We start from the raw sequence: 10,326 nt of genomic DNA, 5'->3' as shown, positions 1-10,326 counted from the left end.
CGCACCGGCGCGGGCGGGCTGCGGCTGCTCGACCTGTGGCCGTCGGGCGGGGCGTGCGGACCGCCGTACCGGGTCAGCGGGGTGCTGGTGGACCCGGGGCCGGGGCCCGCCGCGGGCGGCGCGGCCGACCAGCTCCCGGAGGGCGTCTTCGCCCTCGACCGGCTCGGCCTGATCACCTACGCCAACCCGCGCGCCGCGGAGCTGCTCGGCCGGCCGCGCGGCGAGCTGCTCGGCCGGGCGCTGTGGGAGGCGGTGCCGTGGATGGCCCAGCCCACCTACGAGGACCATCTGCGGGGCGCGCTGCTCTCCTCGGACCCGGTGCACTTCCGGGCCCGCAGCCCGCTGGTGAACGGCGACGGGACCGCTTCCGGACGGACCGACGACACCTGGCTGAGTCTGTCCGTCTATCCCGGCCCCGGCGGGATGACCTGCAAAGTCGTACCGCTCGGCCGGGCCGCGCAGACCACCGGCAACGTTCCGTTCGAGACGGAACCCGCCCGCTCCGCCCCGGAGGAGGACGGGTCGGGGGCACCGGCTTCCTCCGGGGCGCCGCCGTACCGGCCCATCGTGCTCGCGATAGCCCTCGCCGAGGCGGTGACCGCGCGCCAGGTGTCCGAGGTCGTGATGCGTGAGCTGCTGCCCGCCTTCGGCAGCCGCCGCCTGGCCATCTACCTGCTCCAGGACCGCCGGCTGTACCTGGCCTGGGAGACCGGCTTCCCGCAGGGCTTCCTCGCCCCCTTCGACGGGGTGGGCCTGGACGCCCGGCTGCCCGGCGTCGAGACCCTGACCAGCGGCCGGCCGCTCTTCTTCGAGTCGATGCAGCAGATGGCCGCCGCCTATCCGGGCATGGCCCTGGACGCCAAGGCCGGTGCCCGGGCGTTCCTGCCGCTGATCGCCTCCGGACGTCCGGTCGGCTCCTGCATCCTCGGCTTCGACCGGCCCCGCGACTTCAGCACCGAGGAACGGACGGTGCTGACCGCGCTCGCGGGCCTGATCGCGCAGTCGCTGGAACGGGCGCGGCGCTACGACAACGAGGCGGCCCTCGCCCGCGGGCTCCAGGAGGCCCTGCTGCCGCACCGGCTGTCGGCGCATCCGATGGTGCAGACGGCCGGCCGGTATCTGCCCGGCACGGTCGGCATGGAGGTGGGCGGCGACTGGTACGACGTGGTGGAGGCCGGGGACGGGCTCGCGCTGGTCATCGGGGACGTGCAGGGCCACGGGGTCCAGGCCGCCGCCACCATGGGCCAACTGCGCAGCGCGGTACGGGCGTTCACGCTCGGCGACCATACGCCAGACGAGGTGATGAGCGGCACCAACCGGCTGCTCATCGATCTCGATCCGGGGCAGTTCGCGAGCTGCTGCTATGTCCGGGTGGACCCGCTCACCGGCGTCGCCCGCGCGGCGCGGGCCGGGCATCCGCAGCCGCTGCTGCGCCATCCCGACGGGCGCACCGAGGTGCTGGACCTGCCCGGCGGGGTCGTGCTCGGGGTGGATCCGCAGGCCGCGTACCCGGTGACGGAGCTGAGGCTGGAGCCGGAGGCGGTGCTGGCGTTGTACACGGACGGGCTGGTCGAGCGGCCGGGCACGGACATCGACGAGGGGGTGGAGGCGCTGCGGGCGACGCTCGCCGGGGCCGGCTCCCCGCAGCGTTTCCGCCCCGGCGGCCACTCCCTGTCGCACGCCGCGGACCTGCTCACCGCGGAGGCCCGGCAGGCCCGCGAACGCCCCGACGACATCGCCCTGCTGCTCACCACCCGCCGCGCGCCCCGGGCCGGATGACCCGGCCGTCCAGCGGTCAGCCGGCCTCGTCGGTGCGGCCCCGCTGGTGCGCGCTCGCCTCCCGGCGGGCCGTGGGGTCGGTGCCGACGGGGCGGTGCCGCGTGGCGTTTCCTCCTGTTCGGGCCCGAAGTCCTCGGGGTCGAACGGGAGTCTGGTCCTCGAGGTCGAGCGGGAGTCTGCTCCTCGGAGCGCGCACCAGGTCAGGTTTTGGCGAACGGTCCTTCCAGAGCGGCCCACTGCAACAGCATGATCGTCTTGGCGTCGGCGATCTCGCCCGTGCGGATCATGGACAGGGCCTCGCGGAAGGGGAGTTCGACGGTCTCGATGTCCTCGCCCTCCTCGTCGAGGCCGCCGCCCTCGTGGGTGCGGGTCGAGGGGCCGTAGGCGGCGGCGTAGAAGCTCACCCGTTCGGTGACCGAGCCGGGGCTCATATAGACGTCGAAGACGTGCTCGACCGCGCCGACGGTGTGTCCGGTCTCCTCGATCACCTCGCGCCGCACGGCGTCCTCGGGGTGCTCGTCCGCCTCGTCCAGGAGGCCGCCGGGCGTCTCGACCAGCATGCCGTCCGGGTGTCCGTTGACGTAGACGGCGTAGCGGAACTGCCGGGTGAGCAGCACGGTTTCGCGTTCGGCGTCGTAGAGCAGCAGGGTGGCGCCGTTGCCCCGGTCGTGGGTCTCGCGTTCCTGGGTGCTCCAGGTGCCGTCGGCGAGCTGGAGGTCGAAGGTGGTGCTGCGCTCCACGTACCAGTGGCAGGACAGCAGGCGTACGTCGCGGATTCTGACGCGGGGGTTGCCGGTCAGGTCGCGGCCCGCCCGGTCGAGTCCGGTGCGGCCCCTGCGGTCCGGGGTGTCGATGCCCGCGGTCATCGCGCGCCGGCCCTGGGCGAGCGGGAGATGTCGTTCATGGGCCCTGTCTACCATTCCGGCACCAAGATCCCGTCCCGGGCGGGGCCTCGCCCGTTTAGGCTCACGGCATGGAACAGACGGAGATCATCCTGCGCGCCATCGGCGTGCTCACCGAGACCAACGCGATGGTGCGCAGGATCGCCCAGGACGAGGAGTCCGGCGTCGAGTCGGCGGAGAACAACCTGGGCGCGCTCGTCACGGAGGTGTTCCCCCGGGTCGAGGTGCCCGGCGACGCCGGCCCGGCGGAGGCCGGGCAGGCGGTCGCGGACGCGTATCTGCCCGCCGCCATCTCGCTGGTGGGCGCCTTCGCGTTCCTCTTCTCCGAACTCGCCGATCTGCACGACTCCGGCCGGACCGAGGTCAGTACCGCCGATCTGCTCCAGGATCTGGCGCTGCGGATGTCCCGGGCCGACAACGGGTAGGGCCGCTCCTCGGGAAGGCCCCACCCGACACGCCCGGCCGGGGCGCGGTCTCAGCGTTTCTGCTCGACGCGCACCCAGTCGATCTCCGCCTGCACTCCCCCGGCGGCGATGCGGTCGACGCTTGACTGGGGCAGTCCCCAGTAGGGGGTGGTGACCTGGTTCCAGCCGGCGGGGTAGGCGCCGCCGAGGGCGAGGTTGAGGATGACGTACTGGTTGTGGTCGAAGACCCACTGGCCGCGGGTGGACTCCAGTTTGTTGCGGGTGGTCTCCTGGACGAGGGTGTTGTCGACGAAGAAGCGCATGGCGGTGGGCGTCCACTCCACGGAGTAGGTGTGCCACTGGTCGGCGCGTCCGCCGCCCGGGTAGGTCTGGCGGGCGCCGATGTTGCCGTCGGCCGAGTAGCCGGGGCCGTGCAGGGCGGTGCTCGTCCAGTCCCCGTACCCGATGTTCTCCATGATGTCCGTCTCGCCGGAGGCGGGCCAGGAGACGGAGGGGTCGTCGACGTTGCTGCCCAGCAGCCAGAAGGCGGGCCAGAAGCCGTCCCCGACGGGCAGCTTCATCCGGGCGCTGACCCTGCCGTACGTGAAGTCGAAGTGGGTGTTGGTGTCGACGCGGCCGGAGGTGAAGTCGTAGGTTCCGCCGCCCGCCCGGGTGCAGCCCTTGCAGTACTTGGCCTTGAGGACGAGGCTGCCGTTCTGGGTGCTGATGTTGTCGGCGGAGTCGACATAGGCCTGCGACTCGCCGTTGACCGAGCCCATCTCCGAACCGGTCCTGACGACACGCCACTTGGAGCGGTCCAGGCCGGGGCCGGTGAAGTCGTCGAAGAACGCGGTCTGGTAGGTGCCCGCCTGTTCGCCTGGGAGCGCGGGGTACGCGGCGGCGGCGCTGCCCCCGGTGCCCCAGACCTGGAACTCGTAGAGGGAGTAGCCGAACTGGGCCGTGGCCGGGGCGGGGTTGTAGAAGGAGCGGCGTTCCTTGCCGAGCATGCGGACGTAGCGGCCGGTGGCGGCCTGCGGGAGGGTGACGGTGTCGTGCCGGCCTGCGGCGTCGCCGGGGGCCTTGACGTCGGCGCGGCGGGCGGCGACCTCGGCGGCGGACGGCCGGTAGACGGTGCGCCAGGTGCGGTTGTCGTCGGAGACCTGGAGTTCGTAGTCGACGGCGTAGGCCGCCTCCCAGTAGAGGTCGACGCTGGTGATGGACGAGGCGGCGCCGAGGTCTACCGAGACCCAGCGGTCGGCGTTCCAGTCGCTGGACCAGCGCGTGGCGTCGCCCTTGAGGTCGGCGGGCCAGCCGCCGTCGGTGACGAAGGCCGGCGAATTGCCCGCGTGCTGGTAGAGGTTGGAGTAGGCGGGGTGGTTCAGGGCGAGGTTGGTCCGGGTGGTCGAGGCGGGGGCGGGGGCGCCGCCGTAGACCTTGAAGGAGTACAGCGAGTAGCCGTAGGGCGTGGCCCGTTCGACGCCGCGCAGCCGGACGTAGCGGCCGGTGACCTCCTGCGGGTAGGTGTGTGCGGTGACCGAGCCTCCGGTGCCCGCGGTCTCGGTGAAGAAGGGCGTCCAGTCGGTGCCGTTCCGGGACACCTCCAGGACGTAGCGCTTGCCGTAGGCGGCTTCCCAGTCCAGGACGACGCGGTCGACGCGGAGTACGGAGCCGAGGTCGACGCGGATCCAGGCGTCGTCGGCGAACTGGCTCGACCAGCGGGTCGTGGGGTTGCCGTCGAAGGCGAGGCCGGGGCCGGTGCCGCCGTTCTCGCTGCCGGAGGCGGTGACGGCGGCGGGGTTCGCGGCGTAGGCCGCGGCGGCCCGGTCGGTGTCCCAGGTGGCGTCGGCCGCCGCGGCGGAGGCTGCGGGTTCGGGGCCGGCCAGGGCGGGGCCGGCCGCGAGGAGCGTCACGGCGGAGACGGTGGCGAGGGCGACCATCAGCGTGCGGTGCGTGCGGGATGGCATGCGGCTCTCCTGCGGGGAGTTGGGGGTGCCGGTCCGTGCTGATGCGCGGGACGTCGCGCGGGGGCACGCGTCCCGACGGGGTGCGGGATGGAGCGAAAAGGTGCGGGGGTGCGGCTCGGGGTGCGGGGTGGGGGCGGGGCACCGGGTGCGTGAGGTGCACGGGGTGCGGGATGTGCTCCGAGTACGGGGTGCGTGGGGTGCGGGCTGCGGGTGGTGCGGGCCCTGAGCGCGGCCGGAGGTGCGGGGCGGCCGGTGCGCGGGCGGGTGCGGGTACGAAAGAAAACGGCGCGGGATCGGGCTCCCGGCCCGCGTCAGGTGGTGCGCGCGGCTCAGCGCGGTGACCCCGGCTCCGGCTCCGCAACAGGTGACGGAGCCGGAACCGGTCACTGTTCAGGGAGTCAACCGGAGTGTCATGGTGCCGTCAATACTTCACGTCAGGATTGGCACCGTGGGCCGTCGACCCGGCTCTTGGTTTCGGGAGTTGAACGCGGCCGGCCCGGAGACCGGCCGCGTGCCGTGACGGTGGGCGAGGCGGCGGCCCTCTCGCGGGCGGCCGGCCGCGGCGGCGTCAGGAGTGCGGAACCACCGCCACCGGGCACGGCGCGTGGTGCATCACGGCGTGCGCCACGGAACCGATGCGCCCGCCCACCGCGGACCGCTCGGCACGCCGCCCGACGACCATCAACTGGGCCCGGCCGGCGAGCGACAGCAGGACCTGGCCCGCGCTGCCCATCTCCACGTGCTCGGTGACCGCCACGGAGGGGAAGCGTTCCCGCCACGGCCGGAGCGCCTCGCCGAGCGCCTTCTTCTCGTACGGTTCCAGCCCGCCCGCCTCGTCGAGCAGCTTGAGCGAGGCGGGGCTGTAGGCGAACACCGGGGGCAGGCTCCAGGCCCGTACGGCCCGCACCGCGGCGCCGCGGGCCGCCGCCGTCTCGAACGCGAACCGGAGACCGGGCGCGCTGTCGTCGGGGCCGCCCTGCTGTCCGACGACGATCTCCCGGCCGCCCGCCTCGCCCTCGGGGCGGTCCTCGGTGCGCACGAGGACGACCGGGCCGGGCGCCCCGGCGATCACCCGCTGGCCGACGGAGCCGAGCAGGAAGCCGACGAAGGCGCCGTATCCGCGCGAGCCGAGGGCCAGCAGCCCGTCGGGGGCGGCGAGGCGCAGCAGGGTCTCGACCGCCTCGCCGTCGGCCACCTCGGCGGTCACCCGCAGACCGGTGTGCCGGTCGGTCACCGTACGGGCCGCGTCCTCGACCATGCCGCGCGCCCAGCGCTCCTGGTCCTCCCGGTCACCGCCGCCGACCATGTCGTGCGGGGGCCAGTGCCAGGCGTACACCACCCGCAGGGGCAGGTCACGGCGGACCGCCTCCCTGGCCGCCCAGGCGAGCGCCGCTCTGCTTTCGGGAGATCCGTCCACGCCCACGGTGATCGCGTCGGTCATACGCCTGCCTTCCCTCGCCGGCCCGTGCGCGCGGCCGGTGGCTCTTCCGTCCTGACCGGTCCAGTGTCCGTCACACGCGCCGGCGGACCGGTCCCGGCCCCGGGACCGGGGCGGTGCGGCGACCCGGGACCGTGCGGTGGCCCGGGGCCGTTCCGGCCGTGCGGCCCTCAGGCCGAGGCGCGGACCACGATCTCCGGGTCGAAGATCATCGAGGTGGGTTCGGTGCGCACGCCCCGGATGTGTTCGTCGAGGAGGCGGGCCATCGCCGCGGCCATCTCCTCCACCGGCTGCCGTACGGTGGTCAGCGGCGGCCGGCAGGTCACCGCCACGCTGGAGTCGTCGAAGCCCACCACCGCAACGTCGTCCGGCACCTGTCTGCCCTGTTCCCGCAGCACCTGGCACACACCCTGCGCCATCAGGTCGTTCGCGGCGAACACCCCGTCCACGTCCGGGTGTTCGGCCAGCAGTCCGGACATCGCGGCCATCCCGCTGTCCAGCGTGAACCCGCCCTCGGCGACCGGGACGTACGGGTGTCCCCGGCGGGCCATCGTGTCGCGGAACCCGGCGAGCCGGTCCTGGCTCGCGGCCACCCCGAGCGGGCCGGTGACGGTGACGATCCGCCGGCAGCCGCGGTTCAGCAGGTGGTCGGCGGCCAGGCGCGCCCCGTCGCGGTGGGCGAGGTCGACATAGCTGAGGGGCACGGGCCGTGACGGGCGGGCGAACAGGACGGCGGGCAGGCCGGCGCCGGCGAGCAGCGCGGGCAGCGGGTCGTCGGCGTGGGTGGAGACGACGAGCGCGCCGTCGGCGCTGCCCTGGCGCAGGTCGGTCAGCACCTGGTTCCTGGTCTCCGCGGATTCGGCGAACATCAGGAGGGGATGCATGGAACGCGGACGCAGGTAGCCCACCACGCCGCTGACGACCCGTCCGAAGAAGGGGTCCGCGAACACCCGCGCCGCGAAGGCGTTCTGCTCCTCCCCGGGAGTGTCGCCCGCGCCGGACACGATCAGCGCCACGGTCTGGCTGCGGCGGGTCACGAGGGAGCGGGCGGCCCGGTTGGGCGCGTAACCGGTCCGCTCGATGGCCTGGCGCACCACTTCCTGAATCCCGGGGTCGACGTTGCGGACACCGTTGATGACCCGGGACACGGTCGCGCGGGAGACTCCGGCCTCCCGCGCGACATCCTCCAGCGTGGGAGCCTGTCTGCTCATGAACGGAACCCTAACCGCCCGCCCCCGCCCGGGCATAGAGCGCTCTCCGTGGCCGCCGGGCGCTCAGCGCGGCGCCCGGACCAGGGTGACGGCCGTCAGCGGGAGCGCTCCGGCGGAGCGGCCGGCGAGCACCCGGTAGGGGCCGGGGCGGGTGCGCCACGCGTGCGTGTCCTCCTCCCAGTGGCGCAGCGCGCGAGCCGGGATCTCCACCACCGCGGTCGTCCGCTCCCCCGGCCCGGCGTGCACGGCCGCGTAGCCGGCGAGCCAGCGTTCCGGGCGTTCCAACGGGCCGGCCGGGGCGGAGAGATAGACCTGGACGACCTCGCGTCCGGGGCGTCCGCCGGTGTTGCGCAGGGCGATCCGCGCGGTGAAGGACTCTCCGGCCACGAGGTCGTCGGGGACGTCGAGCGCTTCGTACGCCCAGGTCGTGTAGCCCAGTCCGTGCCCGAACCAGTAGGCGGGCGTGCGGTGGTGGCGTGCCCAGGCGCGGTAGCCGATGTGCAGGCCCTCCTCGTAGTCGAGGCGGCCGGCGGTGGGTCCGGTGCGGGTGACCGGCGCGTCGGTGAGCGTGGCCGCCCAGGTGGTGGGCAGCCGGCCGCCCGGCTCGGCGCGCCCGAACAGCACGTCGGCGAGGCCCGCGCCGCCCTCCTGGCCGGGGAACCAGGTCAGCAGGACGGCCCCGGCCTGTGCCCGCCAGGGCAGTTCGACCGGTCCCCCGCTGTTGACGACGACGACCGTGTTCGGGTTGGCGGCGGTGACCGCCCTGACCAGGTCGTCCTGCCGGCCGCCGAGCCCGAGGTCCGTACGGTCGTAGCCCTCGGACTCGCCGTGCTCGGTCGTGCCGACCACCACGATCGCGGCGTCCGCGTGCCGGGCCGCCGACGCGGCCTCGGCCAGGGCCGCCCGGTCGTCGGGGCGGGGCGGGGCGGCGGTCACGACGGTGGCCCGGCCCGCGCCGGGGACGAGTTCACGCCGGGCCGTCACCAGCACCGCGCTTTCGGCCCTCAGCGGGACGCGCGCGCAGTGCACGGGCGGGTTCACGTGGACGACGGCCGGATCGTCCGTCTCTCGCGCGAACTCCCCGTCCAGCAGCACGCGTTCGTCGACGGTGACGCTCATCCGGCCGAACCCGCCGACGCCGATCGTCCAGGACCCCGTGACGTCCGGCAGCAACCGGGCGCTGATCTCGACGGTGTGCGCGCCGGGGACGAGGAGCGGTTCCAACTGGCGCCCGCTGAGCCGGTGTTCGGCGTGCAGTTCCTCGCCGGAGGCGTCCAGCAGGCGCAGCCGGACTCCGGGAGTACCGGTCACGGGGTCGGTGCAGAGGGCGGGGTCCAGGGGCGGGGCCGGGGCGTCGGTGGACGGGCCGGGTACATGGACGACCCGGGTGCCGGCGCCGAGCGCGTCCCTGATGCCGTCGAGCGGCGTGACCACGTGCCGCGGGAAGACACCGGCGCTGCCGCCCCCCTGCGTGCGGGGCAGGGTGGCGTGCGCCCCGATCACGGCGACCGTACGGAGCCGGCCGGGATCGAGCGGGAGGACGTACCGGTTGTGCAGCAGCACGGAACTCGCGGCGACGGCCCGCCGCAGCAGGGCCCGCGCGTCCGGCCCCGGCTCGGCGCCCTCGGGGGCGATGTCGGCACAGACCTCGTCTCCGGCTGCACCGAGGGCATCGGCCTCAGGGAGGGCGCGGGGATCGGCAGCGGCATCGGCACCGGCGTCCCGGCTGGTCACCGTCTCCATGGACGGCTCCCCCAGCGCCCCGCACGCCGCGGCGAGCGTGAGCAGACGGCGCACCTTGTCGTCCACGGCCGCCTGCGGGACCCGGCCGTCCTCCACGGCCCGGACCAGCGCGGCCCCCCAGGGACTCTCGGGGCCGGGCATGGCGAGGTCGAGGCCGGCGCGGGCGGCCGGGTCGCCCTCGCGCAGCGCGCCCCAGTCCGAGACCACGACGCCCTCGAACCCCCACTCCCGCTTCAGCGGATCGGTGAGCAGGGAACTGGCGCTCATGGTGGTGCCGTTGACGCCGTTGTAGCCGGCCATCACGACCCGTACGCCGGCCTCGACGGCGGCCTCGAACGGCGCCAGATACACCTCGCGCAGCACTCGCTCCGGCACCCGGACGTCGACGGTCAGCCGGTCGGTCTCGGAGTCGTTGGCCACGAAGTGCTTGGCGGTGGCGGCCACCCCGTGCGCCTGGATGCCGCGGACGAGCGCGGCGCCGGTGCGGCCGGTGAGTTCGGGGTCCTCGGAGAAGCACTCGAAGTGCCGTCCGCCCAGCGGTGTCCGGTGGAGGTTGAGCGTGGGCGCCAGGACCACGTCGACGCCCTTGCGGCGCGCCTCGGCGGCGAGCAGGCCGCCGAGGCGCTCCACGAGCCGTTCGTCCCACAGTGCCCCGAGCGCCGACGCCGAGGGCAGCAGCAGGGAGGGTTCACGCTCGTCCCAGGCCTGCCCCCGTACGCCGGCGGGGCCGTCCGACAGGACCATCTCCCGCAGCCCCAGGGCCGGTTCGGCCCGGGTGCGCCAGGTGGTCGCGCCGGTCAGCAGCCGGACCTTCTCGCGGAGGGTCAGTTTGCCGAGGAGCCGTTCGCGTTCCGCCTCGTCGTCCGTCATCTCCATGTGTCCGGC

General features: G+C 74.3%; 7 protein-coding genes. 2 read left to right on the top strand and 5 right to left on the bottom strand.

Going from position 1 to position 10,326, the window contains the following annotated elements:
* Positions 1-1,779, top strand: a 1,779-nt coding sequence (locus tag AB0912_RS28100; RefSeq protein ID WP_366704585.1) for a SpoIIE family protein phosphatase, incomplete at its 5' end; no start/stop codon positions are given.
* A gap of 200 nt (positions 1,780-1,979) precedes the next feature.
* Here the strand turns inward: AB0912_RS28100 and AB0912_RS28095 are convergent.
* Positions 1,980-2,645 carry an NUDIX domain-containing protein gene (locus AB0912_RS28095; RefSeq protein ID WP_366704593.1) on the bottom strand — a complete coding sequence of 222 codons (666 nt, stop codon included), beginning with the start codon at positions 2,643-2,645 and terminating at the stop codon, positions 1,980-1,982.
* 107 nt (positions 2,646-2,752) lie between these two features.
* Here AB0912_RS28095 and AB0912_RS28090 point away from each other — a divergent pair, with 107 nt between their 5' ends.
* The gene (locus AB0912_RS28090) at positions 2,753-3,106 is read left to right on the top strand and encodes a hypothetical protein (protein WP_366704583.1); all 354 of its coding nucleotides are present in this window, start codon (positions 2,753-2,755) and stop codon (positions 3,104-3,106) included.
* Positions 3,107-3,156: 50 nt separating this feature from the next.
* Here the strand turns inward: AB0912_RS28090 and AB0912_RS28085 are convergent, their stop codons facing one another.
* The 4 genes from AB0912_RS28085 to AB0912_RS28070 all read right to left on the bottom strand — a co-directional run bounded on the left by AB0912_RS28085 (position 3,157) and on the right by AB0912_RS28070 (position 10,311).
* Positions 3,157-5,049: a discoidin domain-containing protein gene (locus AB0912_RS28085; protein ID WP_366704581.1), complete on the bottom strand. Its 1,893-nt coding sequence runs from the start codon at positions 5,047-5,049 to the stop codon at positions 3,157-3,159.
* 568 nt (positions 5,050-5,617) lie between these two features.
* Positions 5,618-6,490: a universal stress protein gene (locus AB0912_RS28080; protein ID WP_366704579.1), complete on the bottom strand. Its 873-nt coding sequence runs from the start codon at positions 6,488-6,490 to the stop codon at positions 5,618-5,620.
* Between the two features lie 167 nt (positions 6,491-6,657).
* A complete protein-coding gene (locus AB0912_RS28075) occupies positions 6,658-7,698 on the bottom strand; it encodes a LacI family DNA-binding transcriptional regulator (protein ID WP_366704577.1) in 1,041 nt (346 codons plus the stop codon).
* Positions 7,699-7,761: 63 nt separating this feature from the next.
* Positions 7,762-10,311, bottom strand: coding sequence for a glycoside hydrolase family 3 C-terminal domain-containing protein (locus AB0912_RS28070; protein ID WP_366704591.1), 2,550 nt, complete (start codon positions 10,309-10,311; stop codon positions 7,762-7,764).
* Positions 10,312-10,326 lie beyond the last annotated feature (15 nt).

This window comes from Streptomyces sp. NPDC007084 (assembly GCF_040703595.1).
In the GTDB taxonomy this organism is placed as follows: domain Bacteria; phylum Actinomycetota; class Actinomycetes; order Streptomycetales; family Streptomycetaceae; genus Streptomyces.
This window is presented reverse-complemented; position numbering and strand designations above follow the sequence as displayed.

Bases quoted from the DNA above. Each gene is read 5' to 3' on its own strand.
- AB0912_RS28080 (WP_366704579.1), bottom strand. From the start codon at position 6,490: ATGACCGACGCGATCACCGTGGGCGTGGACGGATCTCCCGAAAGCAGA.
- AB0912_RS28075 (WP_366704577.1), bottom strand. From the start codon at position 7,698: ATGAGCAGACAGGCTCCCACGCTGGAGGATGTCGCGCGGGAGGCCGGA.
- AB0912_RS28090 (WP_366704583.1), top strand. From the start codon at position 2,753: ATGGAACAGACGGAGATCATCCTGCGCGCCATCGGCGTGCTCACCGAG.
- AB0912_RS28095 (WP_366704593.1), bottom strand. From the start codon at position 2,645: ATGACCGCGGGCATCGACACCCCGGACCGCAGGGGCCGCACCGGACTC.
- AB0912_RS28085 (WP_366704581.1), bottom strand. From the start codon at position 5,049: ATGCCATCCCGCACGCACCGCACGCTGATGGTCGCCCTCGCCACCGTC.
- AB0912_RS28070 (WP_366704591.1), bottom strand. From the start codon at position 10,311: ATGACGGACGACGAGGCGGAACGCGAACGGCTCCTCGGCAAACTGACC.